This window comes from Agreia sp. PsM10 (assembly GCF_030433855.1).
In the GTDB taxonomy this organism is placed as follows: domain Bacteria; phylum Actinomycetota; class Actinomycetes; order Actinomycetales; family Microbacteriaceae; genus Agreia.
This window is the reverse complement of the sequence record NZ_JARUXC010000006.1, coordinates 58,828-84,620: the sequence shown is the minus strand read 5'-3', so window position 1 is coordinate 84,620 and position 25,793 is coordinate 58,828. Positions and strand designations below refer to the sequence as shown.

18 protein-coding genes are annotated in these 25,793 nt (G+C 68.0%); 12 read left to right on the top strand and 6 right to left on the bottom strand.

The features are described from left to right. Positions 1-42: 42 nt before the first annotated feature. A complete protein-coding gene (locus tag QCD70_RS09445; RefSeq protein WP_301215453.1) occupies positions 43-579 on the bottom strand; it encodes a low molecular weight protein-tyrosine-phosphatase in 537 nt (178 codons plus the stop codon). Positions 580-690: 111 nt separating this feature from the next. Between QCD70_RS09445 and QCD70_RS09440 the strand changes: the two genes are divergently transcribed. Then, entirely contained in the window at positions 691-963 is a 273-nt protein-coding gene (locus QCD70_RS09440) for a hypothetical protein (RefSeq protein WP_301215451.1), read from the top strand. Continuing rightward, on the top strand, positions 960-2,417 hold the full coding sequence (locus QCD70_RS09435) for a hypothetical protein (RefSeq protein WP_301215449.1): 1,458 nt from the start codon (positions 960-962) through the stop codon (positions 2,415-2,417). Before QCD70_RS09440 ends, QCD70_RS09435 begins: the two co-directional genes overlap by 4 nt. Positions 2,418-2,443: 26 nt before the next feature. Here QCD70_RS09435 and QCD70_RS09430 read toward each other — a convergent pair whose 3' ends face one another. From QCD70_RS09430 to QCD70_RS09420, 3 genes are read right to left on the bottom strand one after another with little or no spacing between them, the layout of a single operon-like run. Further along, positions 2,444-2,842: a phage holin family protein gene (locus QCD70_RS09430; RefSeq protein ID WP_301215447.1), complete on the bottom strand. Its 399-nt coding sequence runs from the start codon at positions 2,840-2,842 to the stop codon at positions 2,444-2,446. A gap of 24 nt (positions 2,843-2,866) precedes the next feature. Beyond that, positions 2,867-4,162 carry a glycosyltransferase gene (locus QCD70_RS09425; RefSeq protein WP_301215445.1) on the bottom strand — a complete coding sequence of 432 codons (1,296 nt, stop codon included), beginning with the start codon at positions 4,160-4,162 and terminating at the stop codon, positions 2,867-2,869. Continuing rightward, positions 4,159-6,336, bottom strand: coding sequence for a glycosyltransferase family 4 protein (locus tag QCD70_RS09420; RefSeq protein WP_301215444.1), 2,178 nt, complete (start codon positions 6,334-6,336; stop codon positions 4,159-4,161). The genes QCD70_RS09425 and QCD70_RS09420 overlap by 4 nt, the downstream gene beginning before the upstream one ends. Before the next feature lie 245 nt (positions 6,337-6,581). Here QCD70_RS09420 and QCD70_RS09415 point away from each other — a divergent pair, with 245 nt between their 5' ends. Genes QCD70_RS09415 through QCD70_RS09400 form a run of 4 tightly spaced genes read left to right on the top strand, consistent with a single transcriptional unit; the run spans position 6,582 to position 9,708 of the window. Further along, on the top strand, positions 6,582-6,830 hold the full coding sequence (locus QCD70_RS09415) for a hypothetical protein (RefSeq protein WP_301215442.1): 249 nt from the start codon (positions 6,582-6,584) through the stop codon (positions 6,828-6,830). Continuing rightward, positions 6,827-8,581, top strand: a complete 1,755-nt coding sequence (locus tag QCD70_RS09410; protein WP_301215440.1) for a putative bifunctional diguanylate cyclase/phosphodiesterase — start codon at positions 6,827-6,829, stop codon at positions 8,579-8,581. Before QCD70_RS09415 ends, QCD70_RS09410 begins: the two co-directional genes overlap by 4 nt. A 36-nt stretch (positions 8,582-8,617) precedes the next feature. Further along, positions 8,618-9,028, top strand: a complete 411-nt coding sequence (locus QCD70_RS09405) for a hypothetical protein (protein WP_301215438.1) — start codon at positions 8,618-8,620, stop codon at positions 9,026-9,028. Further along, on the top strand, positions 9,025-9,708 hold the full coding sequence (locus tag QCD70_RS09400; RefSeq protein ID WP_301215436.1) for a DUF1345 domain-containing protein: 684 nt from the start codon (positions 9,025-9,027) through the stop codon (positions 9,706-9,708). Before QCD70_RS09405 ends, QCD70_RS09400 begins: the two co-directional genes overlap by 4 nt. Here the strand turns inward: QCD70_RS09400 and QCD70_RS09395 are convergent. Both QCD70_RS09395 and QCD70_RS09390 read right to left on the bottom strand, forming a co-directional pair. Continuing rightward, positions 9,680-10,726: a LacI family DNA-binding transcriptional regulator gene (locus tag QCD70_RS09395; protein ID WP_301215434.1), complete on the bottom strand. Its 1,047-nt coding sequence runs from the start codon at positions 10,724-10,726 to the stop codon at positions 9,680-9,682. The two genes, QCD70_RS09400 and QCD70_RS09395, sit on opposite strands and share 29 nt — an antisense overlap. 72 nt (positions 10,727-10,798) lie before the next feature. Continuing rightward, entirely contained in the window at positions 10,799-12,343 is a 1,545-nt protein-coding gene (locus tag QCD70_RS09390) for a sugar ABC transporter ATP-binding protein (RefSeq protein ID WP_301215432.1), read from the bottom strand. Positions 12,344-12,757: 414 nt separating this feature from the next. Between QCD70_RS09390 and QCD70_RS09385 the strand changes: the two genes are divergently transcribed. The 6 genes from QCD70_RS09385 (at position 12,758) to QCD70_RS09360 (ending at position 25,793) form a co-directional block, all read left to right on the top strand. Further along, on the top strand, positions 12,758-13,750 hold the full coding sequence (locus QCD70_RS09385) for an ABC transporter substrate-binding protein (RefSeq protein WP_301215430.1): 993 nt from the start codon (positions 12,758-12,760) through the stop codon (positions 13,748-13,750). Between the two features lie 122 nt (positions 13,751-13,872). Further along, positions 13,873-15,462 (top strand): sugar ABC transporter ATP-binding protein, encoded by a 1,590-nt coding sequence (locus tag QCD70_RS09380; protein WP_301215427.1) that lies wholly within the window; start codon positions 13,873-13,875, stop codon positions 15,460-15,462. Further along, entirely contained in the window at positions 15,462-16,529 is a 1,068-nt protein-coding gene (locus tag QCD70_RS09375; RefSeq protein WP_301215425.1) for an ABC transporter permease, read from the top strand. Before QCD70_RS09380 ends, QCD70_RS09375 begins: the two co-directional genes overlap by 1 nt. Beyond that, positions 16,526-17,566: an ABC transporter permease subunit gene (locus QCD70_RS09370; RefSeq protein ID WP_301215423.1), complete on the top strand. Its 1,041-nt coding sequence runs from the start codon at positions 16,526-16,528 to the stop codon at positions 17,564-17,566. Before QCD70_RS09375 ends, QCD70_RS09370 begins: the two co-directional genes overlap by 4 nt. Positions 17,567-17,665: 99 nt before the next feature. Beyond that, entirely contained in the window at positions 17,666-22,405 is a 4,740-nt protein-coding gene (locus QCD70_RS09365) for a family 43 glycosylhydrolase (RefSeq protein WP_301215421.1), read from the top strand. Between the two features lie 40 nt (positions 22,406-22,445). Next, positions 22,446-25,793, top strand: coding sequence for a family 43 glycosylhydrolase (locus tag QCD70_RS09360; protein ID WP_301215419.1), 3,348 nt, complete (start codon positions 22,446-22,448; stop codon positions 25,791-25,793).

The window sequence follows — 25,793 nt, the reverse complement described above, 5'->3', positions numbered from 1 at the left end:
TGCGGGTAACTCCAGTGCTGGGCGGCCGTCGGGCCGCGTCGGTCAGGCGTGGGTGGATGTCTGGGGAGCTCGGAAGGCCGGCTCCAGTTGCGCGAACAGCGACGCGCAGGCGCGTTCGATCGTTGCGAGCACGGCGGCGAAGGTGGCCGCGTCGGCGTAATAGGGGTCGGGCACGTCGAGCTGGCGGTTCGGATCGGTGTCGAAACTCGTGAGCAGCCTGATCTTCGATCGGTCGGAGTCGCTCGTGGCCCACGAGCGGATGGCCCGTTCGTGCGTGCGGTCGAGCGCGACGATCAGGTCGAGTTCGTCGAACGATGACGAGTCGAACTGCTTGGCCCGGTGCAGGGATGCGTCGTAACCGCGATCCGCGAGGGCGTCGATCGTTCTCGGGTCGGCCTGCTCGCCGACGTGCCAGTCGCCCGTTCCGGCGCTGGTGACCGAGACGCGATGACTGAGACCGGCCTGCTGCACGAGGTCGCGCAGCACGATCTCGGCCATGGGCGAGCGGCAGATATTGCCCGTGCAGACCATGCAGACTCGAAAGATTCCAGCGGGAATCTCGGTCTCATCCAGGGGCATACCTCTATCTTGGTGCAGTTTCCCCTCCTCCACATCAGCGGGTCTCCCCACCTCTCCCCCGATCGCGTGCTTGCTCCCCGCTGCGCAGGGCACGATGGCGACACTGGTGCGGTGACAGATCATCCCGATGCCCTCCTACTCCACGTCAGATCGTCGCTCGAGCACGACCGAACGGCCGTGCAGAGACTCAGCGTGCAACTCTCGACAGAACTGCTGCCCACGGTCGTCCGTGACGATGCGCCCGGGTGGCAGGGCCTGGCCCGGCAGTCGTTCGATGCGAGGTGCGAGCGGGTGGCGGCCGACGTCCGTCGGGTGTCGGCGAGCCTCGACGACATCTCCGCCCTGATCGCCGGCGCGATCGTCTCGATGGGGGCGACTCCGTGACGGCCGATGGCGACGAACTCGTCGTCTCGGGCGGAGGCAGCTTCGCGGTCTCGACCGACGAGATCTCGAACACGGCGTTCCGGCTGCGTTTCGTCGAGAGCGAGTCACTGGCCGCCGCGGCGCGGCTGCGAGAGCTCGAGCTCTGCATCGATCCGCACGTCGCCGCGCAGGCGCCGACCGTGCCCGCGCTGGTGCTCCAGGCCGCAGCCGACCTCGATCGAGCGTCTCGCGAGGCGGGCGAACTCGATGTGTCGCTGCGCCTGGCGGCCGAGGCCTACGGCATGGTCGAGAACGCCATGATCGATGGCCTCCGCGTCACCACGGGTCTTCTCGGCAATGTGCTCGGGCACCTTGCTCCGTTCCTCCTCCTTGCTGGTGCGCCCTTCCTCGCCGCCGGGTCGGGAGTGCTCGTCGGGCTGGCGGCGAGGCCGGGCACCTCGCGCAGCCCGGTCGGTGCCGCCGAATGGATGCGCGAGAACCCGCAGCTCGCCAACAATCCGGCGGTGGCGGCGGCCGTGCGCCTGCTCTTCTCGTCGAGCGACGACGTCATCGCGGGGCTCCTGGGTGTTCCTCCCGGCGCGGGCGCCGTCATCGGCGACGACGGGCTCGGGCTCTTCGGAATCAGGGAGGCCGCCGGGCTGGTTCTCGGGGCGGCGGGTGTGGCGGGTGCGGCCCGAGGCCTGGCGGGCGGCGGCGCTGCGGGCGGTGGTCGCAGTCCGCTCGTCGAGACGCAGGTGCAGACGACGAGGGTCGGCACATCGCCGGTCACGGCTCCGTCGAGCATCGCCGAGCTGGCGTCGCGCATGCCGAACACCAGCGCCAGCGGCCCGCAGATCAAGGTGGAGAAGTACGAGACCGGGAACGGCGATCCGTCATACATCGTCTACCTCGGCGGCACCGTCGACATGAACGCCGTGCCCGCGGGCGAGGCCTTCGACATGACGAGCAACGTCGAATCGATGAGCGCCGGTGACGGGGCCTCCTACCGTGCTGCCGTCGAGGCTATGCGCGATGCGGGCATCCGGCCGGGCGACCCCGTTCTCGAGGTCGGTTACTCGCAGGGCGGACTGCTCGCCGTGCAGCTCGAGCAGTCGGGCGACTACTCCGTGCAGGGTGTCGTGACCCTCGGCTCCCCCGTCGGCCAGCTCGAGACGGCCGCGCCCACCCTCACCATCGCCCACACCGAAGATCTGGTTCCCGCTCTGGGCGGGCTCGACACGGCATCCGGCGATGATCGGGTGCTCGTGCGGCGCACCCTCTACGACGACGCCCCCATGCCGACCGGCGACGCCTTCCCGTCACACGATCTCGACGCCTACCGCGAGACGGCCGGCCTGGTCGACGCGTCGAACGACCCGAGGGTCGAGAAGTTCATCGACGGCGCGGCGCCGTTTCTGACGGGCGACGCGAAGGGCACGGCGACGGAGTATCGCGCCGAGAGGGTGGGTCGATGACGATGTGCGCGCGGGCAGCTCTGGCGTCAGTCCTTGTCGCGACCGGCGAGCGGCCGGAGGATCGAGCCGATGATGGCCGAGAGTATGGCGAGCACCAGGGCGCCCAGCACGGCCCACAAGAAGCTCTCGACGGTGAGGCCGAAGCCGAAGAGCTGCGAGAACCAGGCCGCGAGCATCAGCAGCAGCGCATTGACCACGAGCGAGAGCAGGCCGAGAGTGAGGATGTAGAGCGGGAAGGCGACGATGCGGATCGCCGTGCCGACGATGCCGTTCACGACACCGAAGATCAGGGCAACGAACAGATACGAGAGGATCGTGCCCAGGGTGTCGTCCTGGAACGGATCGAGTCTGACTCCCGAGACGATGAGCGTCGTGAGCCACAGGGCGATCGCATTGGCCACAAGAGAGACGATGAATCTGCGCATGCGCCCAGTATTCCAGTTCGACAGCTACGCCGACAGAGCCGCGCGCGCCCTGTCGCGGCCGGGTGCGGCACGCAGCTCATCGCTCAGCAGTCGGCTGCGATCGCGCATCTCGCTGTCTGCCAGAACCGACTCGGCCGCCGAACGAAGCGCCTCGACCGATGCGGTGTTCGGATCGAGAGAGGCTCCATAGCCCTGCGCCTCGATGGCTGCCGCTCCCGCGAACTGGTCGGTCGAGAACGGCAGCACCAGCATGGGCACGCCGGCCGTCGCGGCCTCGGTCACGCTGTTGTTCCCTCCGTGCGTCACGGTCAGGGCCGAGTGCTCGAGGAGGGTCACCTGGGGCAGGAACTCGCGCACCAGCCACGACTCGGGCAGTTCGCCGAGCTCACGCCGGTCGGCCGAGCCGACAGCGAGAGCCACGCGCACGTCGAGTCCCTTCAGTGCCTGGGCGATCCGAGCCAGCACATCGGCACGAACAGAGAGGAAGCTGCCGAAGCTCACGTAGACGATCGGGGCTCCTCCCGCGGCCAGCCACGCATCGACCTCGGGGTCGGCAGGCTCGTCGCGCACGGCCGATCCGAGGAACGCGTGCGTGGGAAGCAACGAGGTGCGCGCAGGGTCGTGCAGCTGCCGAGGGTAGTTGAACAGCAGGATGTCGCCGTGCTCGGCGAACGCGTCGCTCGACGGCGAGGCACCCGGGTCGAGCACCGCCAGGGCGTCGTTCCATTGACCGGTGAAGCGATCGCGCACGGCCTCGCAGCGGAGGCGCAGGCGATCCAGCCCCTCACTGTCGGGGCTGAAAGCCCCCGGCCACGATGCAGGAAAGCCATATACCTCGTCGGCTATGGGCAGGGCGGTGGGGTGCCCAAGCACCACATCGGCGTGCGCTACTCCGGCGGCCTGCAGTGCGAGACGGGCCGTGAAGGCCAGGTGATCGACGACCACCGCATCCGGTCTCACCTCGTCGACCACGGCCAGCACGGCGCTCGCGGTCTCGACCGGTCGCCACAGCAGATCGGTCGTGCGCTGCGACGCCTGGTAGTCGAGGGTCTCGACCATGCCGCGGCGTGTGGCGTCGAAGAAGCCCCGCAGCGAATCGTCCTCGCCCGCAGGCTGCTCCTCGGCCCGTATCGTGCCCGGGTTCGAACCGCGGCCGAGCCGCAGCTCGGTGCCGCGGAATCCGAACGAGCGCACGATCGACGTCGTCGCGGGTCCGGATGCGACAACCACGTCGTCGCCCGCGTCACGCCAGGCCGTGGCGAGCGTGGCGAGGGGAAGCAGGTGGGAGGCGTAATCGGGACTGATGACCAGCAGGGTCACGAGGCTCCGCCCGTGCTCGACAGCGTCATCGACTCGAGTCGGCGGTTCTCGGCGACGGTGGCGTACACGCGCTCGAGTGCCGTCGCCATGGCCTGCACGGTGAAGCGGTCACGCACGATCCCCCGGGCCGCGGTGACGCGTTCCGGTTCGTCGCGGGCCGCGATCAGCAGGGCGTCGGCCATACCGCGTCGAACGCCCGAGACCGATCCGGTGTCGACGAGAACACCTGTGACGCCGTCGTCGACGTATGTCGCCGGGCCTCCGGCGTCAGGCGTCACCACGACCAGGCCCGCGGCGAGGGCCTCGAGAATGGCGATTCCGAACTCCTCCTTGAGGCTTCCGCACACGTAGATGCCATTGGCGCCGACGAGGCGGCCGGAGCCGAGTCTCGTGGCGGCGAGCCAGCGCGACACCACGTCGTTGGGGCGGTGACCGGCGAGTACAAGACCCTCCGCTGCGCGGGGATGTTCACGCAGAACGCTGTCGATGGCGTCGAGCTGGGACTGCTCGTCAGGCGAGGGCGCATTGAGGTCTCCGCCCACGATCACGAGGTTGCAGGTGGCCAGCAGGGTCGCATCCGAGGCCCACGCCTCGACGACGGTCGCCATGCCCTTCACCCGGTGCAGGCGTCCCACGCTCAGGGCCAGGGGCAGGCCGCGGCGGTGCTCGGGCAGAGCGGAGATCAGGGCGTCGAGGTCGTCGAGCGCGCCGATCGCCGCGCCGTCGGCGCGGGTCTCCACGTCGAGGATCGCATCGTCGATCGTGGCGAGATCGATTCCCTCCGGAACCACGGTGTACTGCTCGGGCGAGGAGTCGATGTCGATGCCGAGAAGCTCTTGCAACTCGTCGCGCAGGGCCGGACGGGGGAACAGCACGGTGTGGTCCGCGTCGGCAGCGAGACGCTGCACGAGCCGGTGCCTGAACCAGTAGTGCTCGCGCTCGTCGACGTCACCGAAGTTCGCGACGGTCAGCGCGCCGGCCACGTCGAGGGCGCGGATCACGCCGTGAGGGTCGGGAGCCAGGGTGAACACCACGGGGATGCCCAGCTCGCGGGCCACGCTCGACGCGGCCATGCTGCCCACATCCGCCATCCGCAGGTGCAGCACGTCGACGGGGCCGAGCGCCACGAGCGCACGCCGGATGCCGCGCTCGGCCGCGACCCGGGTGTGCCAGGAGCGGGCCTGCGGGCTCGGCTCCGACAGCAGGGGTACGGGAACGAACTCGTGGTCGGCCAGCACCAGCGGCTCGGCGGCGAGCAGCGTGTCGGCAGCGACGCCCGCGTCGCCCCGCGACAGGGTGAGCACCCGATCGATGCCGTCGAGAGAGGCGAGCGCGTCGCCGAGCCGCACGAGCAACGTGGCCACTCCCCCGTTGTCGCCCGCGCCGGCGCGGGTCAGCCCCCGGTCGATGTCGGCGTGCAGGAAAAGCTGGGCCACGGTCAGACCGTCGCCGAACCGGATGGCGGCGGGTGCGTCGCCGAGGTCGACGAGGGCCAGTCTCGCCGCGTCGACGGTGGCCTGGGAATCGGCCGCTTCGGCTCCCGCGGCTGCGATCTCGCGGACCAGACGAAGGGCCCGCTCGTCTCCGCGCCGGTCGCCGAGGCCGGCGATGGCCGCCACCCGGGCGTCCTGCTGCTCCCCCGGGTTCGCGGCGATCTCTCGCAGCGCGCGCCCGGCGACCCGTCCGGAGACGAGTCCGAGAGTCTCGACGAGGCGCGAGCGGGCGCCGGGTTCCGACTCGGAGATGAGTGCGCTCTCGAGTGCGAGGGCGACGTGATCCGGTGCCGAGGCGCCCCACTGCTGCAGCGTGCGCTGGGCGAGCATGCCCGTGAAGCCCGCCTGCACGACGCACCCCACGAGTCGCGACACGGCATCCAGTCGCGGAAGGCGGCCGCCGAACACCCATGCGGCGTGTTCGCGCAGAAAGGCCTGCTCATTCGATAGGAGCTCGGAGAGAACATCGTCGGCCTCGTCGTCGAAGACCCGGCCGAGCGCGTGCACGGCGGCGATGGCGACGAGCTGGTTCTCGTCGTCGTGGACGGCCCGGCGGAGAATGCCGACGGCCTGCCTGCCGCCCTCCCGCGACGCGATCAGCGCGAGATCGTCGGCGGAGCGCACGACGTCGAGCAGAAAAGGGGTTCGACGAAGACGGTCGAGGGCGGCGGTCAGTTCCATCGCGGGGGTGTTTCCATGGTGCGGCTGGTCCGAATTCGTGAGGGGGATGTCTCGGGTCTATTCGGAGCCGAATGATCTGCGGTTGTCGAATACACCGTCTTCGAGTACACGCGAGTTGACTGCGCCCTGCAATGCCATTGACAGGAGCGTCTCTTCACGCTCGGCGTGCATCGCAGAGTGCCGTCCACTTGTAATCACGTGAGACGGCAGCTGTCGGATGGAGGTGTTAATGCGAAAATGGAGCCATGGCATGCGAGCTCACGAGCGCGGATGAGGGGGCCAGAATCGTCGACTGGGACAATGTATGGATCACAGGACCGGGCGCAAGCGAGGTGCTGCCCTTCGCCCATGGCTTCGGGCGCGATCAGATCATGTACCGGCGATCGCCGCCCCGCGCCTCGGTGGTCGTGCTTCAGGCGCAGGGCCATGTTCCGCAGGCGAACGCTCGTGACGAGATCGCTCGCAGCATCCTGGCCGTCCTCGCCGAGCGATGACCATGCAGCCTGATGCGACAGACCAGATCGACTACGAGGTCCTGTTCCGCTCGGGTCCGGGCGGACTGGTGGTCACGGATTCCGACGACACGATCGTAGACGTCAACGATCACCTTCTGATCTGGACCGGATTCGTGCGGGAAGACCTGATCGGGTCACCCTTCGTCCGTCTTCTGCCGCCGGCCGATCGCATCCTGTTCTCAGGACGCGCCGCGCGATTGCTCCACCTCGAGGGGCGGGTATCCGATATGTCGTTCACCCTGCTGGGCAAAGACCGCGCCGCCCGCGCGGCCGATCTCTTCGCGTCGCGTGTCCGCGGAGCAGCAACCCTGTACATGTTCGTGCCCCGGCGAGAGCGTCATTCTGACGAGGAACACCTCATCAGGGCCGTGCGGCAGGCCGAGAGATCCGACGCGCTGCGGCGCGAGGCAGAGCTCGACCTCAAGCAGGCGGCGCAGTACGACGCGCTGACCGCCATGTTCAACCGCTCCGGGCTTCTGACGCGCATCGTCGAGCTGGCCGTCGGCCTGCCTCCCCTGAGCGAGTTCTCCACCTTCGTGGTGGGCCTCGATCACTTCAGGATCGTGAACGGAAGCCTGGGAAGGGCCGGTGGAGACCAAGTGCTCAGGGAGGTCGCCAAGCGCCTGATGGCCCTCTCGGCCGATGGCTTTCTGACCGCCCGCGTCGGCGACGATGAGTTCGTCGTGGTCGGTCGAACTCACGCCCGAGGCACCACATTCGCCGAGACGATCCTCGAATCGATCAGCGCTCCGATGCTGGTCGACGAACTCGAGGTCGTCGTGACGGCGAGCCTGGGCGCTTCGGTCGTCCGACTCGAGTCGTCCGAGCGCATCCATCCCGCGTCGATGGCCGAAACGCAGATGAGACAGGCAACGACGGCCATGTACGAGGCGAAGGCGTCGGGTCGCAACTGCTGGAAGCTGTTCACCTCCGTATTCGACGATTCCACGGTCGACGAGATCCGCCTGCTGGGCGAGATTCGCGCAGCCCTCGCCAACGACCAGTTCCGACTCGAGTATCAGCCGCAGCTCGACGTCGCGTCGGGAACGCTGCATGGCTACGAGGCGCTGCTGAGATGGGATCATCCGGAGCGCGGACTGATAGGACCCGCCGGCTTCATCGACCTGACCGAGAGATCCGGACTCATCAACCAGGTCGGCGCGTGGGCGTGCCGCGCAGCCATCGAACAGTGCGCTGCGCTCAACCGGGAGCCGGACGCCCGGCCCGTCACGGTGTCGATCAACGTGTCGGCGCGCCAGCTGGCAGATCCGCGGCTGGCCGACCTGGTCGGTGCACTCGTGCGCGACAATCGTCTCGACCCGGCGCTCATCACTCTCGAGATCACCGAGACGGGCCTGATCACCGACAGTCGGCGCGCGCATCGCAACCTCAAGCTGCTGCACGACCAGGGCGTCCGCGTTTCGATCGACGATTTCGGCACCGGCCACGCGGGCTTCGCCTATCTCAAGGACTTTCCGGTCGACGAACTCAAGATCGACGGGTCGTTCGTGGCCGGTCTCGGCGTCTCGGTCGAGGACACGGCCATCGTCACGAGCTGCATCGACGTCGCCCATGCCGTGGGCATGCGCGTCGTCGCCGAGGGGGTCGAGACCCGTGCCCAGCTGGATCGGCTCGCGGAACTCGGATGCGACATCATCCAGGGGTACCTCTACTCGACGCCGCTGCACCGCGATGCCCTGCAGTCCTTCATGTCGGAGCCCTGGCGATAGCTCCTGTTACGCGCCGCACGCGGTAGCGTCATGCGTATGCCCCTCAGCGACGCCCCCGTCCCGCCCTACGACGGACCCCGTGGCATCCTGCACGCCGACCGCCACGAGGTCGCGGCCCGCCTGTTCGTCGCGACGTTCCTGAAGCAGAAGGAGTCGCGTCTGCCCCGGGTCGACGTCGAGATCCCAGGTCTGTCGGGCCTGCAGGGCGAACTGGCCGAGCTCGGCGGCTATTCGGTGGGATCGTTCACCCTGTTCGCGAACAAGCAGCCGTGGGCCATCACCACGCAGCTGGCTCTCGAGTGCGTGCTGATCTGGGAGCGGGCATCGATCGCCGCCCGCTATGGAGACAAGATCGTCGTGCTCGAGCCGGGCATGCGCATCCTCGTCTCGAGCGAGCCGTCGGCCGCGGCCGATCGCGCGATTGCACGGGTTCGGCCCACGGCATGAGCGGCGTGAGCGGCACAGGCGACCTGAGCAGCGCCCGGGACTTCTCGGGGTTCTGGCACCGTGCCGGCGTGCGGGCCGCCGTGGTGCTCGCCATCTTCGTCGTCGTGTTCACGATCACCGGTGTCGCCGGGTCGTGGATCTTCGCGCCGGCCGTCGGATGGATCGCCGCGGCGGGCACCTTCACGATCTGGGTCTGGATCTCGGTGCTCCGCTTCGATGCGGCCGACACCGCCGCCCACGCGAGCCGGGAGGATCCGTCGCAGCGCATGGCGCAGACGCTGCTGATCCTCGCCAGCATCGCCAGCTTCGGCGCGATCGCCCTTCTCCTGGTGGAGGCGGGAAAGCTGGGAACGAGCGCGACGCTCGGGTTGATCGCCGCGGCGCTCGCCACGCTGGCCGCCTCGTGGTGGCTGGTGCACACGATCTACACCCTGCGGTACGCGGGCTTCTACTACCGGGCGGGCGGAACGGGTATCGAGTTCAACCAGAAGGAGCCGCCCCGCTACCTCGACTTCGCGTATCTCGCCTTCACCCTGGGAATGACGTTCCAGGTCTCCGACACGAACATCACGTCGTCTGTGCTGCGGGCCGAAGCGCTGCGCCACGCGCTCCTGTCTTTTCTTCTCGGCGTCGTCGTGGTGGCCTCGACGATCAATCTCGTGTCGAGCCTGCTGCACTGACCGCACTGCGACCGGGCGCCGGCCCGGTCGACTCGCGCTCGATGAGGGCGGGCAACGACTGCGGAAGCTCCGTGGTGCGGTCGCCATCGATGCGTGACAGCAGCGTGCTGAGCATGTCGCGCCCGATCCTCTCGAAGTCCTGACGCACCGTGGTGAGGGGTGGCGTGACATATGCCGCTTCGGGAATATCGTCGAAACCTATGACGCTCATGTCGCGCGGAACGGCGAGGCCGCGCTCGTTGAGCGCGTGGATCAGGCCGATCGACATCTGGTCGTTCGACGCGAAGATGGCGGTGAGGCCCGACAGGTCGCTCGAAGCGCCGAATCGGTGGCCGGATGACGGGGTCCAGTCACCGACACCGATCACCCGGGCAGACAGGTCGTTGGCCCCCAGCTCGTCGCGCCACCCGCGCTCGCGCTCGCGGGCGTCGACCGAGTCCGCCGGACCTGCGAGGTGGGCTATGCCGCGGTGGCCCAGTTCGATGAGGCGCTTCACCGCGCTGCGTGCGCCGGAGTACTGATCGGCGCCGACGGTGGCCAGCCCCGCATGAGCCGTGGCCTCGAGGGCCACCAGGGGAATGGTGAGCTCCATGCCTGCGACGACATCGACCGAGCCCTCATGTCCGGAGATGACGGCGATGCCCTCGACGTTTTGACGGAGGAACGCCTCGACGGCTCCACGGATGGACCCGGGATCGCTGTCGGTCATGTTCGCGGTGAAGACCGACCAGCGGGCGTCCCGGGCCGCCGCGTTGAAGTACAGGACAGTCGACGACGGGCCGAACTCGGGGCCGCCCGTGGCGATCAGCCCGATCGTGCGCGATCGTCTCGTGACGAGGGCCCGCGCTGCGGGCGAGGGCACGTAGCGCAGCTTCTTGATGGCCTCTTCGACCCGAACGCGCGTGGACGAGCGCACATTGGGCAGATCGTTGACCACACGCGAGACGGTCTGGTGAGATACCCCTGCGAGCCGTGCCACATCGAAGATCGTCGCTTGGCGCGGCGTCTCTTCCGTCACGTGTTCCACCCTATCCAGCGACACGCCCGTGCTCGTGTCGTGATTCGAACACTAGTCGACCAGAGAGCGCGATCAGTCATCGTCGCCATCCGTCGAACTCTCCGCGATGATCGTGAGCAGCCGCTCCACCGACAGGTCATGGTTCTCGAGGTCTCCGACCTTGCGTTTGTCGCGCAGAATGGCGATGCGGTGGCTGATGCGCAGCACCTCTTCGAGCTCTGCCGAGATGAACACCACCGACAGCCCGTTGTCTGCGAGGTCGGAGACCAGGCTCTGGATCTCGGCCTTCGCACCGACATCGATTCCGCGGGTGGGCTCGTCGAGCACCAGCAGCCGCGGCGCGATCGCCAGCCAGCGGGCGAGGAGCACCTTCTGCTGGTTGCCTCCCGACAGGGTGCGCATCAGCGCGTCGGGGTCGGCGGGCCGGATGTTCATGGCCTGGATGTAGCTCGCGGCCAGGTCGTCCTGCCGTCGGCGGGGGATGCGCCGGAACCAGCCCATGTCGGCCTGCAGGGCGAGGGCGATGTTGTCGCGCACCGACAGCTCGCCGATGATTCCCTCCGTGCGCCGGTTCTCCGACGCGTACGCGATGCGGTTCTTCAGCGCTCGACGCGGATTCACGAGCTTCTCGGCATGCCCGTCGATGAGCGTCTCGCCGGAGTCGGCGCGGTCGATGCCCGAGAGCAGTCGTGCGAGCTCGGTACGCCCCGAGCCGAGGAGGCCCGCGATGCCCACCACCTCGCCTTCGTAGACGCGCAGGTCGAAGGCTTCGATCGCGCCGCGGCGGCCGAGCCCGATCGCGCTGATGAGGGGCTCCTCCCCGGAGAGGCCCTCCTCGACCGTGCTGCTGCTGGTGTGCTCCTGGATGTTCGCCAGCGCTGGAAGGTTCCTGCCGACCATCTTCTGCACGAGGTCGATGCGCAGCAGGTCGTGCGTGAGGTACTCGCCGACGAGCCGTCCGTCGCGCAGCACGGTGAGCCGATCGGAGATCTCGTAGACCTGGTCGAGGAAATGGGAGATGAAGAGAATCGCGACGCCCGACTCCTTCAGGCCCGCGATGATGCGGAACAGCTCGGTCACCTCGTCGTTGTCGAGACTCGACGTGGGCTCGTCGAGCACCAGCACGCGCGCCTCGACGTAGACGGCCCGCGCGATGGCGATGAGCTGCTGGATCGCGGGGGAGTGGTCGGCGAGCATCGAGCGGGGATCGACGTCGAGCCGCATGGTCGCCAGCAGCTCGCTCGTGCGAGCGTGCGCCGCGCGCCAGTCGATGCCCCCGAACCGAGTGCGCGGCTCGCGCCCGAGCATCACGTTCTCGGTCACCGAGAGGTTCGGCAGGAGATTGACCTCCTGGTAGACCGTGCTGATGCCCGCTCGTTGCGCGGCCGCGGGAGTGCCGAACGACACCGGTCGGCCGTCCATCTCGATGGTTCCGCCGTCGATGGGCTGCACGCCCGTGAGGGCCTTGATCAGCGTGCTCTTGCCGGCGCCGTTCTCGCCCATGAGCGAGTGGACCTCACCGGGGAAGAGCCGGAAGTCGACTCCGTCGAGGGCTCTCGTGGCGGTGAACGCGACCGAGACGTCGGTGAAGCGGATGACGGGCGCATCCACGGTCATCGTCGCCTCCCGCGAGGAGTCGTCATGGGGAACCTCCTCGTCCGTGCACGCGAGGACGCGTGCTCCCTGTGGGAATGTTAGGGCTCACATTTATCGCGCACAAGTCGACGGCCGGGATCGTGCCGCCGCATGCGTGTGCCCGGCCTCCGTTGCCGATTCGTTACCCGGGTCGACGCAATCGTCGCTTGACAGGATGTTCGCAGCGCGGATATTGTCTCGACCAAGCACACTGTGAGCGCTAACAACTCTTCACCAACTGCCGCTGGATCTCAGGGACGAGATGACACGATCCCCTGCAGGACCGCCCGGCCGAAGCAATTGTTAGCCCTCACAACCCGGCCCATGCATCAACCACGGTTCACATTCACTCCGGAGGCGCACGACAGGCGCCGCCGGGTCTCAAGGAGGAGATCAATGTTCAAGACACCTCGATTCAGGTCCATCGCAGGCTTCGCTCTGGTGGGGGCAGTCGCCCTCGGCCTGGGCGCCTGCTCCGCAGGCGGCGGCGACGACGCATCGGGCGACGGGGGAGACCTCACGACCATCGGATTCGTCGCGGTCGGCCCCGAGGGCGGATGGCGCACGGCGAACGAGAAGAACATCCAGGACTCGTTCTCGGAGGAGAACGGCTTCGAGCTCAAGTACGCCCCGGCCACCAACGGTGACCAGAACTCGCAGATCACCGCGTTCACGTCGTTCATCGACGAGGACGTCGACGCCATCCTGCTGTCGGCCACAGAGGCCACCGGCTGGGAGAGCATCCTGGAACGCGCCAAGGAGGCCGAGATCCCCGTCGTGCTTCTCGACCGCGGCATCGAGCCGAACGACACCGAGCTCTACACGAGCCACATCGCACCGGACAACGTGGGCATCAGCGCCTCGGCCGCCGAGTGGGCGAACGAGCAGTTCCCCGACGGAGCCAACTACGTCGTCCTCGAAGGTCCTCCCGGACTGTCGGTCGTGAACGACCGCAACAAGGGCTGGGACGAGACGGTCGCCGACAACCTGACGAAGCTCGAGAGCCAGTCGGCCAACTGGTCGACCGAAGAGGCGAAGAGCGTCTTCGAGACGATCCTCAAGGCCAACAACAACGACGTCCAGCTCGTGTTCGCACAGAACGACGAGATGGGCCTCGGCGCCGCCCTGGCCGTCGAAGAGGCGGGCCTGAAGCCCGGCACCGACGTGAAGATCATCACTATCGACGGCACCAAGGCCGCCCTCGAGGCGCTTGCCGCAGGTCGACTCAGCTTCGTGGCCGAGTACAACCCGCTGTTCGGCGACACCGCGATCGACGTGGTCAAGTCCGCCCTGGCCGGTGAGACCGTCGAGTCCGACATCGTGGTTCCGAGCGTGACCTTCGACTCGCCCGAGGCCGCGACCACCGCACTGCCCGACCGCCAGTACTGATTCACCCCGCTCATCCGGTTCCCTTGGGCCTCGCGGCTCGGGGAACCGGATGGGCTCCCGCGTGGGAGAATCCACGCGACTCAATGACGAGGCCGGCACGCCGGCAGAACGAGCAGGCAGACATGGCAGCGACAGAGCCGATCGTCGAGATGACAGACATCTCGATCGAGTTCCCTGGCGTCAAAGCCCTCCAGAACGTGCAGCTCAGGCTGTACCCGGGAGAGGTGCACACCCTCATGGGTGAGAACGGTGCGGGCAAGTCGACCCTCATCAAGGCACTGACCGGCGTGTACAAGATCGATTCCGGCAGCATCCTGGTCTCCGGCGGCCCCCGCCAGTTCTCGGGAACCGCGGACGCCCAGAGCGCCGGCATCTCGACCGTCTATCAAGAGGTCAACCTCTGCGACAACCTCACCGTCGGCGAGAACGTGATGCTCGGCAACGAGATCCGCGGCGCCTTCGGAATCAACTGGAAGAAGACCCACGAGGCCGCCCACGAGGCGCTCGTCGGCCTCGGTCTCGGCGACCTCGACCCGCGCCAGCCTCTCTCGAGCATCTCGCTCGCGCTGCAGCAGCTCGTCGCCATCAGCCGGGCCATGGTCGCCAAGTCGAAGGTTCTCATCCTCGACGAGCCCACCTCGAGCCTCGACGCCAACGAGGTCGAAGGCCTCTTCACGGTGATGCGCCGTCTTCGAGACCAGGGCGTCGCCATCCTCTTCGTCTCCCATTTCCTCGACCAGGTCTATGCGATCAGCGATCGCCTCACCGTGCTGCGCAACGGCGAGTTCGTGGGGGAGCACCTCACCCGCGACCTGGGCCGCAGCCAGCTGATCTCCCTGATGATCGGCAAGGACTTCGATACCCTCGCATCGCTCGGCTCGAACAGGCGGCGGGATGCGCGGGAGAGCGGTGAGCAGCCCTTCTACAGCGCCACGGATCTCGGTCGGAAGGGCTCGATCGAGCCCGTCGACATCGCCGTGTACCCGGGCGAGGTCGTCGGCCTCGCCGGACTCCTCGGCTCCGGCCGCACCGAACTCGGCCGTCTCATGTACGGCGCCGACCGGCCCGACACAGGCGAGGTGACCATCGGAGGCAAGAGCGCCGAGGTGCACAGCCCGGTGGCCGGGCTCGCCACCAGGATCGCGTTCTCGACCGAGAACCGTCGCGACGAAGGCATTGTCGGCGACCTCACCGTGCGCGAGAACCTCATCCTGGCCGTCCAGGCCCGACGCGGCTGGGCCCGCCCGCTCTCGAAGCGCGAGCAGAAGGAGCTGTGCGACAAGTACCTCGTCGAGCTCAACGTGCGCCCGAGCGACCCGGAGCGACCCATCAAGAACCTGTCCGGCGGCAACCAGCAGAAGGTGCTGCTCGGGCGCTGGCTGGCCACCAAGCCCGAACTGCTCATCCTCGACGAGCCGACCCGCGGAATCGACATCGGCGCGAAGGCGGAGATTCAGGAGGCCATCGCTACGCTCGCCGAAGACGGCATGTCCGTCGTCTTCATCTCGTCGGAGCTCGAAGAGGTCGTTCGACTGAGCGAGAGAATCGTGGTTCTGAAGGACCACCGCAAGATCGGAGAGATCATCAACGGGCCAGACATCACCGCCGACACGATCGTCGACCTGATCGCATCGGACGGCGCAGAGGCGCAGGGCGTCGAGGCCTTCGAGCCCGAGCCCGCCGCCTTCGCAGCAGAGGGGAGCACCAACTGATGTCGAACACCTCATCGGGCGCAGCGTCGTTCCTCAAGACCAGCGTCAAGCAGCCCTACATCTGGGCCATCGCGGCCCTCGTGCTGCTGCTCATCATCAACCTCATCAAGGACCCGACGTACCTCGGCATCTCGGTGAACGCCGTCACCGGAGATCTCTCGGGAAACCTCATCGACATCCTGCGTGCCAGTGCGCCGATCATGATGATCGCCGTGGGCATGACCCTGGTGATCGCCACGCGCGGCATCGACCTCTCGGTCGGTTCCGTCATGGCCGTCTCGGGCGCCGTATCGATGGAGTTCATGCACGATGCCGGTGACGGATCGCTCGGATCCGCGCTCATGGCCATCGCGCTCGCCCTCGGCATCAGCGCCTTCCTCGGCCTGATCAACGGAGTGCTCGTCTCGATCGTCGGGCTGCAGCCGTTCATCACCACGCTGATCATGATGCTGGCCGGTCGAGGACTGGCCAAGGTCATCACCTCCGGTCAGAACACGTCGGCCAGCAACGAGTTCTTCCGCTGGATCGCGAATGGCACCGTCCTCGGCTTCCCCGTCGTCTTCGTGATCGGAGCGGTGATCGTGGCCCTCGTGGCCCTGCTGGTGCGCCGCAGCGCGCTCGGTCTCATGATCGAATCGATCGGCATCAACCCCAAGGCGGCGCGCATGGCCGGCATCCGACCGGTCGGCCTGCTGATCTTCGTCTACATCCTGAGCGCCGTGCTCGCGGGCGTCGCGGGAATCTTCAGCACCGCCAGCGTCATGACCGTCGAGGTGGCCAAGACGGGCTTCTCCTCCGAGATGGATGCGATCCTCGCGGTGGTCATCGGCGGCACCTCGCTGGCCGGCGGAAAGTTCTCGCTGACCGGCAGCGTGATCGGCGCCCTGCTGATCGCCACGCTCGACAAGACCATCGTGTTCCTCGCCATCCCCTCGTCGGCGACCCCCGCGTTCAAGGCCATCGTCATCGTGGCGATCTGCCTCCTGCAATCGCAGCGGGTTCGCGCACTCTTCAGCCAGCGTCGTGCGAGAACCAGCACGCCACGAAAGGAGGCGGTGTCGGCATGACCTCCGTCATCGAACGCCCGAGCGCGCCGCAGAGCCCGCACACCCCGTCGCTCGCGAGCCGCCTCAAGCCGAACCTCGAGACGCTGCCCACCCTGGCCGCCATCGTGATCTTCGTCGGCATGATCATCTACGGCGAGATCGCCTACGGCCGCATCCTGCAGTTCAGCACCCTGTCGAACCTGTTCATCAACAACGCCTACCTCATCATTCTGGCGGTCGGGCTGACCTTCGTGATCCTGACCGGCGGCGTCGACCTCTCGGTCGGAGCGATCATCGCCATCAGCAGCCTCGTCGGGGTGATGCTCGCGAACGCCGGATGGAATCCGTTCGTAGTGATCGTGCTGATGATCCTCATCGGCTCGGCCTTCGGAGCCGCGTCGGGAATCCTGATCCAGTACTTCAACGTGCAACCGTTCATCGCGACGCTCGCGATGATGTTCCTGGCCCGGGGACTCGCATCGATGCTGAGCACCACGCCCGAGCGTCTCGCCGACGACTCGCCCATCCGCACCCTGTCGACCGAGGTGAAGGTAATCGACGGGCCGAAGATCAACGACCTGGTCACCACGCCCAACGTGATCATCGCCGCCGTGGTGGTGATCGTGGCCTTCTACATCCTGCACAAGACGCGTTTCGGCCGCACCGTCTACGCGATCGGCGGCTCCGAGCAGTCGGCCACGCTCATGGGCCTGCCGGTCGTGCGCACCAAGCTCGCGATCTACATCATCAGCGGCACTCTCGCGGGCCTCGCCGCCGTGGTCTACACGTCGAAGCTCGGCATCGCCCAGAACATCACGGGCGTCGGCTGGGAGCTCGACGCGATCGCCGCGGTCATCATCGGAGGAACCCTGCTCACGGGTGGCGCCGGCTTCGTGCTCGGCTCGGTCATCGGCGCCCTCGTACTCGGCCTGATGAACGTGCTGATCACCCGCGACGGCAGCATCCCGCCCGAGGCCACGACCATCATCACGGGCGCGATCCTGCTCGTGTTCGTGCTGCTGCAGAGGCTCGTCGTCTCGCGCAAACGCAAGACCTGATCCCAGTACGCCCGCGAGGAACGAGCGGGCTGCTCGATCGACGAAGAACCGCATCGCACTTCCACCCGTCAATGAAGCCGACCCTGGAGTTTTCGCGCCATGAAACGACCCCTGCTCACCAGATCGCTGGTGGCCGCGACGGCCTTCGCCCTCGCCGTCCCCCTGCTCAGTGCCGCCCCCGCGCTCGCGGCCGATGACAGTCTCGTGCTCTCGTACGCGCTCGACGAGGCAGACGGCACCGTCGCCGTCGACTCCTCGGGCAATGGCCTCGACGGAACCGTTGTGGGCGGAGCGGCACGCGCCGGCAGCGCGGGCCTCGTGCTCGACGGAGTCGACGACCACGTCGCGCTTCCGGGCAACGTGCTGGCTGGTCTGGATTCGATCACCGTCAGCACGCAGGTGCTCGTGCGTCCCGAACAGGCCTCGCCGTACTTCATCTTCGGCCTGGGCAACCCGGCCACGTCGAACTCGGGCACCGGGTACCTGTTCGTGACCGGCAACGCCTATCGCGCCGGCATCACGACGGGCAACTGGAGCGGCGAGCAGGTCGTGAACTCCAACGCCAACCTGGAACGCGGCACCTGGAAGACCCTCACCTACACGCTCGACGACGCCACCGACACGGCGCGGCTCTATCTCGACGGCACGGAGGTCGCAGTCAAGACCGGCGTCACGGTGAAGCCGAAGGACCTGGGGGGCGGCGTGACGAGCGCCAACTACATCGGCCGCTCGAACTACGCCAGCGACCGCTACCTCGCCGGCAGCGTGCGCGACTTCCGCATCTACAGCTCGGCCCTCGGTGCGACCGAGGTGGCCGCGCTCCAGCCGAGCGACGCCGATCGTGCGCTTCGCGACGCCGACGTGCTCGATCTCGGCGACCTGAGCGCCGTCACGAGCAACCTGACCCTTCCGGGATCGGGAGCCAACGGCTCGACGATCGCCTGGGCATCCGACGCACCCGCCGTGATCTCGACCACGGGCGTCGTCACGCGGCCCGCCGCGGGCGAGGGTCCCGCCACCGTGAACCTCATCGCGACTGTCACCCGCGGCGCCGCAACCGAGATCCGCACCTTCTCGGCGACGGTCGCGCCGCTGCCGTCAGATCAGTACGACGTGGATGCCGCCGCCGCGGCTCTCGAGATCGCCGGCCTCGACGACGTGCGCGGCAATCTGACGCTGCCCACGGCATCCAACGGCGTTGCGACGGCCTGGTCGTCGTCGAACCCGGCCGTCGTCTCGATCGACGGAGTCGTGGCGCGCCAGGCATCCGGCACCACCGTCGTGCTCACGGCCACCCTCACGAAGGGCGCCGCGACCGCGACCCGTGAGTTCACGGCGCAGGTGCGCGCAGCCGCACCGACCGCCGAGTACGAGGGCTACGCCTTCGCGTACTTCACCGGCAACTCCCTCGCCGGCGAGAACATCTTCTTCGCGGCGAGCGAGGGAAACAACGCCCTCGACTGGCGCGAGCTCAACGGCGGACAGCCGGTGCTCACCTCCAGCGAGGGCACGAAGGGTCTGCGCGACCCGTTCCTCATCCGCTCTCCCGAGGGCGACACGTTCTACCTGATCGCCACCGACCTCTCGATCGGCAGCGGAACTTCGTGGGGCGACTCCGTGCGCACGGGCAGCAAGTACCTCGAGGTGTGGGAATCGCACGACCTGAAGACCTGGTCGCCGCAGCGCCACATCAAGGTCGCGCCCGAGAACGCGGGCATGACCTGGGCTCCCGAGGCGTACTACGACGAGACGATCGGATCGTACGTGGTGTTCTGGGCCTCGGCTCTCTACGCCGACGACGACCCCGGCCACACGGGCAACACCTACCACCGCATGATGTACGCCACGACGCGCGACTTCGTGACCTTCACGCCGGCGCAGGTCTGGCAGGACCAGGGCGTGTCGCGCATCGACTCGACCGTTCTGAAGGACGACGGCACGTACTACCGCTTCACGAAGGACGAGGGCGCGGGCGGCACCGGCTGCAGCGACATCATCCAGGAGAAGTCGACCGAGCTGCGCGCGACCCTCGAGTCGTGGAGCATGGTCGACAGCTGCATCGGCCGTGACGCCGGAACAAGCGCGGTCGAGGGACCGACGGCGTTCAAGGCCAACCCGGGCGACATCAACGGCGAGAAGTTCTATCTCTTCGTCGACGAGTACGGCGGACGCGGCTACATCCCCCTCCAGACCGACGACATCGCGAACCCCGAATGGGCGGTCGCGCCGGACTACGACCTGCCGGCCAGCCCGCGCCACGGCACGGTCATCCCCATCACGGCTGCCGAGCTCGAGAGCCTCGGCAGCGGGCCCGCCCCGGCTCCGGTCAACGAGGACGGCGAGATCCTGCACTACGACTTCGAGGATGCCTCGGGCTCGGTCGTCGACGATGTCTCCGGCAACGGCCAGAACGGCACCATCAGCGGAGGAGCGACCTGGGGCGACGGCTCGCTGACCTTCGACGGCAGTGACGACTACGTCGACCTTCCCGACAACCTGCTCGCCGGCGTCACCGACGTGACGGTCGAGGCGGATGTCTGGATCGACTCGGCGCAATCGGGCGCCTACTTCATCTACGGCCTGGGCAACACGATCTCGGGAGCCGGAAACGGCTACCTGTTCACCTCGGGGAACGGGTACCGCACCAGCATCGCCACGGGCAACTGGACGACAGAGCAGACCGTCTCGCGGGGCTCCAATCTGCCGCGCGGACAGTGGGCGCACCTCGTCTACACGCTGAAGGGCGACACCGCCACGATCTACCTCGACGGCGTGGCCGTCGGCACGGCCACGGTCACGACGGATCCCCAGGACATCGGGGGCGGCATCACCACTGCGAACTACCTCGGACGCTCGAACTACGACGCCGACAATAAATTCCGCGGCAAGTACCGGGAGTTCGCGATCTACGACCGTGCCCTCTCCTCCGACGAGGTTCTGGCGCAGTCCGGCAACGTCGGCGCCCTCGCAGGGGTGACCCTCGCAGAGGCCGACACCCTGAAGATCGCCCCCATCGTGAACAACACCACGCACGAGGTCACGTTCCCGGTGAAGCCGGGCACCGACCTGACGGCGCTGACGCCGGTCTTCACGACCGCGAACGGCGTCGTCGCGAGCCCGGCATCCGGAACCACCAACGACCTCAGCACCCCGCTCACGGTCACGCTCACGCCGAACGGCGGGGGAGCAGCGACCACCTGGACCCTGAAGGCCGTCGAGATGGGCAGCCCGAGCATCCCCGGCCTCTACGCCGACCCGAACGTGGTGGCCTACGGCGACAGCTACTACGTCTACGCCACCTCCGACGGCTACCCCGGCTGGGGCGGCAAGGAGTTCTACGTCTGGTCGTCGAAGAACCTCGTCGACTGGGAGCGCTCGGCAGAGCCGATCCTGACGCTCGACGGCGCGAACGGGAATGTTCCATGGGCCACCGGCAACGCGTGGGCCCCGACGATCGCGGAGAAGGACGGAAAGTTCTACTTCTACTTCAGCGGTCACAACGCCTCGCTCGACCGCAAGACGATCGGTGTCGCGGTCGCGGACAGCCCCGAGGGGCCGTTCGTGGCGCAGCCCGAGGCGATGATCCTCAATAACGAGGCCGTCACATCCGGCCAGGCGATCGACCCGGCGACCTTCACCGACCCGGCCACCGGCAAGAACTACCTGTTCTGGGGCAACGGTTCGCCGGTCTACGCAGAGCTCAGCGACGACATGCTGTCGATCAAGCAGGAGACGCTCAAGCGCATCGACGGTCTGAACGACTTCCGCGAGGGCTCGTTCGTGAACTACCGCGACGGCCTGTACCACCTCACCTACTCGATCGACGACACGGGAAGCGAGAACTACCGCGTCGGCTACGCGACCGCGACCAGCATCGACGGACCGTGGACCTACCGCGGGGTCATCCTGCAGAAGGACCCGTCGCAGGGCATCCTCGCCACTGGGCACAGCTCGATCCTGAACGTGCCGGGAACCGACGACTGGTACATCGTCTACCACCGCTTCGCGATGCCGGGCGGCGACGGTCAGCACCGTGAGACGACGATCGACAAGCTGACGTTCGACCCGGAGACCGGCCTCATCAACACCGTGACGCCCACCCTCACCAGCGTCGAGCCCCAGACCATCGTCGATCCCCAGCCGCTGGCGGTCGAGATCACGGGAGCCGCTCGCGAGAACGAGACCCTGACCGCGTCGGTGCCCGAGCCCTGGGCGGCGACCTCCGTGCAGTGGACTCGAGACGGCGAGGACATCGACGGCGCGACGGCGACGAGCTACCTGCTCACCGCATCGGATGTCGGTGCCACGATCGGCGCGTCGGTGACGGCTGAGAAGCCGCTCTGGGATCCCGCCTCGGCCGTCGCCTCGGTCGGACCGGTGCTCGGTGCCGGCGGAGGTCCGGTCGACCCGGGCTCTCCCCAGCTGCTGCTCGAGACGACCACGCTGACCGCGGGCCAGCCGGTCACGGTTCGCGGAAGCGGCTTCGGTGCAGACGAGCGCATCGACTTCACGCTGTTCTCGACGCCGACGGCGCTCGGAACCGCGCAGACGGACTCGGCCGGTGCCTTCACCGTGACGCTGACCGTGCCGGCCTCCGTCGAGGCGGGCGCCCACACCCTGCGGGCGGCCAGCGCCGATTCCGACGACGTGGCAGAGGTCGCGGTGACCGTGGTCGCGGCCGCATCGACCGGCGGCTCCGGGGCGGGCGCAGGCACCGGGTCGCAGACCTCTCCGCTCGCCAGCACCGGCCTCGCCGTCGGCTTGCCGATCGCGGCCGGGGTGCTGCTGCTCGCCGCAGGACTCCTGCTGGTCATGCGCCGCCGCCGTTCCGTCTCCTGACCCGATCACCCGAACACCAACCCACGACGAAGTGAGTGTCATGATCAGATCCCGAATCGCCCTGGTGACCGCGTTCGCGGTGGCCTTCGGCACCCTGCTGGCCGCACCGCAGGCATCCGCCGCCGAAGGCGACCTGCTTCTGCACTACGACTTCAGCGACGTGTCGGGCACGACCGTGCCCGACGCGTCGCCGAACGGAAACGACGGCGTCATCAAGGGAACGGGTGCCACCGTCACCGGCGCCGAGCTGACCCTTCCCGGAGGTGGGAGCGGCAGCAACGCCGCCTACGTGCAGCTGCCCACCGGGCTCTTCGACGGGCGCGACACGCTCACGATCTCGACGTGGCTGCGCAATGAGAAGGCCTCGGGCAACTACGCGGCCATGTTCTTCGGATCGGCGAACAACCCGCCGTCCCAGTACTGGCTGCTGAACCCGAAGAACCCGAGCGGTCTGTTCAAATCGGTGATCACGGGCAGCGCCACCTCGGGTTCCCCCTGGGCCTCCGAGGTCGGCATCTCGCCGACCAACGCGGCCAACGGCATCGCCGGACCGACGACATCGACGGCCTGGAGCCTGTACACGACCGTCATCGAGCCGACCCGCATCACCGGCTACGTCGACGGCAAGAAGATCGGCTCGGTGCCGACCACCCGCACCGTCAGCCAGTTCGGCACGAACCTCGTGTCGTACATCGGCAAGTCGTCGTACCCCGACGACCTCTACAAGGGAGGCGTGCGCGACGTGAAGGTGTGGACGACCGCCCTCGACGACTCGGCCATCTCGGCCGAGTACTACGCCTGGGCCGACGAGGCCACCGTGCAGGCGGCGCTCGCGGCCGACGCCGATGCGCTCGACCCGGGCGAGGGAGACATCACGACCGACCGCACCCTGCCCGCGACGGGCGGCAACGGATCGACCGTCGCGTGGGCATCCGATCGCCCCGACGTGATCGCGGCCGACGGCACCGTCACCCTGCCCACCACGGGAGGCGACGTGCCGGTCACCCTGACGGCGACCCTCGAGCTGGCCGGCCGAACCACCACGCGCACGTTCGGCTTCACCGTGCTCGCCGACACCCCGCAGAACAACCTGCAGGTGGCCGTCGACGGCTACGACCTCGCCATCACCCGCGTCACCGACGACCTCGCGCTGCGCACGTCGATCGGCGACGTCGCCGTGGCCTGGGCATCATCGGATGCGGCCACGATCGCGACCGACGGCTCGGTCACCCGGCCGGCCGCCGAGAAGCAGGTCGCCCTCACGGCGACGTTCAGCCTCGACGGCCAGACCGCGACCCGCGACTTCACGGTCACCGTGCTGGCCGAGGATGCCGGTCGGATCGGCTCGTACATCGTCGACGGCGACACCACGCGCACCGATGTGCTGCACCTCGCCGCGTCGTCGTCTGCGGCTGCCGGCGGCGACTTCGAGGCCCTGAACAACGGGCGCGGAGTGCTCTATCCGTCTCTGGGCTCCGCGAAGTTCGGGCCGCCCGTGGCGCTGCGCGCACCCGACGGGACCTTCCGTCTCGTGTCGATCGAGAACGGTTCCGGTTCGCGACTCTACGTCTACGACTCGGCAGACCTCACCTCGTTCACGAACGAGCGACTGGTGTCGTTCGTGCCCAGCGGGGTGACGGCGACCGCGGTCTCCGCCCGCTACGACAACGGCATCGGCGCGTATCGCGTGGCATACACCGGCCAGGGCGGAGCGCGCTTCGAGGTGACCACCGCCGACTTCGCGAGCTTCAGCGCACCGGTGACGGTGGCCGCCGTCGCGCCTGCGGAAGCCGGCGATTTTCCGGCCGGGGCGACCGGCGCATCCAGCATCGGAGTGACCGAGGCCGAGTACGCGCGCATCGTCGAGAAGTTCAGCCGCGTGGTGAACACCGGCGTGCAGTCGTTCGACGACGTGACGGTCGACGAGGGCGAGGCCCCGGTGCTGCCCGAGACCGCGACGGTCGAGTACTCGAGCGGCGACACCTCCTCGATGCCCGTCGAGTGGGATGCCGACGACCTCGCGGCCCTCGAGTCCGCAGGGCCGGGCACCTACACGGTCGACGGAACGGTGACGCGACCGACATTCCCCGACCCGCTCGTCGAGCGCCGGGCGGACCCCGATGTCACCCTCGGCGACGACGGCTGGTACTACTTCACCGGCTCGTACCCGATGACCCGCGCCGACGACCCGAACGGCTACGACCGCGTCGTGCTGCGCCGGGCGCAGACGATTCAGGGCCTGAAGACCGCACCCGAGACCACGATCTGGCACGAGAACACCGATCCCACCTTGAACCGCTACATCTGGGCTCCCGAGCTCACGAAGATCGGCGACGACTGGTACATCCTGTTCACCGCCGGTCGCACGAGCGGCTTCGACATCCGACCGGCGATGCTCAAGTTCACCGGCGCGGAGTTCGGCGGAGAGGCCGCCCTCGACCCGGCGAACTGGACGAGTCTGGGCCAGGTCAAGGCGGCAGCGGGGGACGCCTCGGCGTTCACGAGCTTCTCGCTCGACATGACGTACTTCGAGGAGGCCGGCAAACACTACGTCGTCTGGGCCGAGAAGCCCGCCATCGGCTCGACGCTGCGTATGGCCGAGATCGACCCCGCCACCCCGAACCAGCTGATCTCGCAGTCGATCCTGCTCTCGGCACCGACCCTGGCCTGGGAGAAGAACAACGGCGACTCGATCGATGAGGGCCCCGCCGTGATCAAGAAGAACGGCAAGATCATCATCGCCTTCTCGGCAGCGACGGTCGACGACAAGTACTGCGTGGGCGTGCTCACCGCGGATGCTGCGGCCGATCTCATGAACCCGGCGTCGTGGGCCAAGAATCCCTACCCGCTGCTGACCACCGACGACGTTCCCGGGCAGGTCGGCCCCGGCCACAACTCGTTCACGGTCGACGAATACGGCAACCCCGTGATCGTGTACCACTCGCGCACCGTGAACGACTCGTCGAACCCGGGCGAGGCGACGGATGCCGGTCTGTTCGACCCGCGCAGGCACGCCCGGGCCGCCCTGGTGCACTTCGCGAGCGACGGCCTGCCGGTGTTCGCGATGACGGCCGACGAGGAGCTCGCTCCCGAGAACGCGGCCGTGCAGCTCCGGGTGATCGTCGAGGGCGAGGACGTCGATCCGGGGACACCGCCGACGACGACGCCGGGTACGTCGACGCCGGGGATTCCGACACCGGGCGGTGCGGGCACGCCCGGCACCGGCTCGGGTTCGGATTCCGGAACCGGCTCGACCAATGCAGACGGCAGCCTCAGTCGGACCGGATCCGGCGCGGCCGGGTTCCTGGCCGGGGGACTGCTGCTCGCCATCGTCGGCATCGTGCTGGTCATCGCACGCCGCCGCTCACGCACACTCGCATCGAAGTAA

Excerpts from the sequence above, each read along its gene's own strand:
- QCD70_RS09430 (WP_301215447.1), bottom strand. The coding sequence starts at position 2,842 with ATGCGCAGATTCATCGTCTCTCTTGTGGCCAATGCGATCGCCCTGTGG.
- QCD70_RS09385 (WP_301215430.1), top strand. The coding sequence starts at position 12,758 with ATGTTCAAGACACCTCGATTCAGGTCCATCGCAGGCTTCGCTCTGGTG.
- QCD70_RS09420 (WP_301215444.1), bottom strand. The coding sequence starts at position 6,336 with ATGGAACTGACCGCCGCCCTCGACCGTCTTCGTCGAACCCCTTTTCTG.
- QCD70_RS09380 (WP_301215427.1), top strand. The coding sequence starts at position 13,873 with ATGGCAGCGACAGAGCCGATCGTCGAGATGACAGACATCTCGATCGAG.
- QCD70_RS09370 (WP_301215423.1), top strand. The coding sequence starts at position 16,526 with ATGACCTCCGTCATCGAACGCCCGAGCGCGCCGCAGAGCCCGCACACC.
- QCD70_RS09390 (WP_301215432.1), bottom strand. The coding sequence starts at position 12,343 with ATGACCGTGGATGCGCCCGTCATCCGCTTCACCGACGTCTCGGTCGCG.
- QCD70_RS09445 (WP_301215453.1), bottom strand. The coding sequence starts at position 579 with ATGCCCCTGGATGAGACCGAGATTCCCGCTGGAATCTTTCGAGTCTGC.
- QCD70_RS09360 (WP_301215419.1), top strand. The coding sequence starts at position 22,446 with ATGATCAGATCCCGAATCGCCCTGGTGACCGCGTTCGCGGTGGCCTTC.
- QCD70_RS09410 (WP_301215440.1), top strand. The coding sequence starts at position 6,827 with ATGACCATGCAGCCTGATGCGACAGACCAGATCGACTACGAGGTCCTG.
- QCD70_RS09400 (WP_301215436.1), top strand. The coding sequence starts at position 9,025 with ATGAGCGGCGTGAGCGGCACAGGCGACCTGAGCAGCGCCCGGGACTTC.
- QCD70_RS09375 (WP_301215425.1), top strand. The coding sequence starts at position 15,462 with ATGTCGAACACCTCATCGGGCGCAGCGTCGTTCCTCAAGACCAGCGTC.
- QCD70_RS09405 (WP_301215438.1), top strand. The coding sequence starts at position 8,618 with ATGCCCCTCAGCGACGCCCCCGTCCCGCCCTACGACGGACCCCGTGGC.
- QCD70_RS09365 (WP_301215421.1), top strand. The coding sequence starts at position 17,666 with ATGAAACGACCCCTGCTCACCAGATCGCTGGTGGCCGCGACGGCCTTC.
- QCD70_RS09415 (WP_301215442.1), top strand. The coding sequence starts at position 6,582 with ATGGCATGCGAGCTCACGAGCGCGGATGAGGGGGCCAGAATCGTCGAC.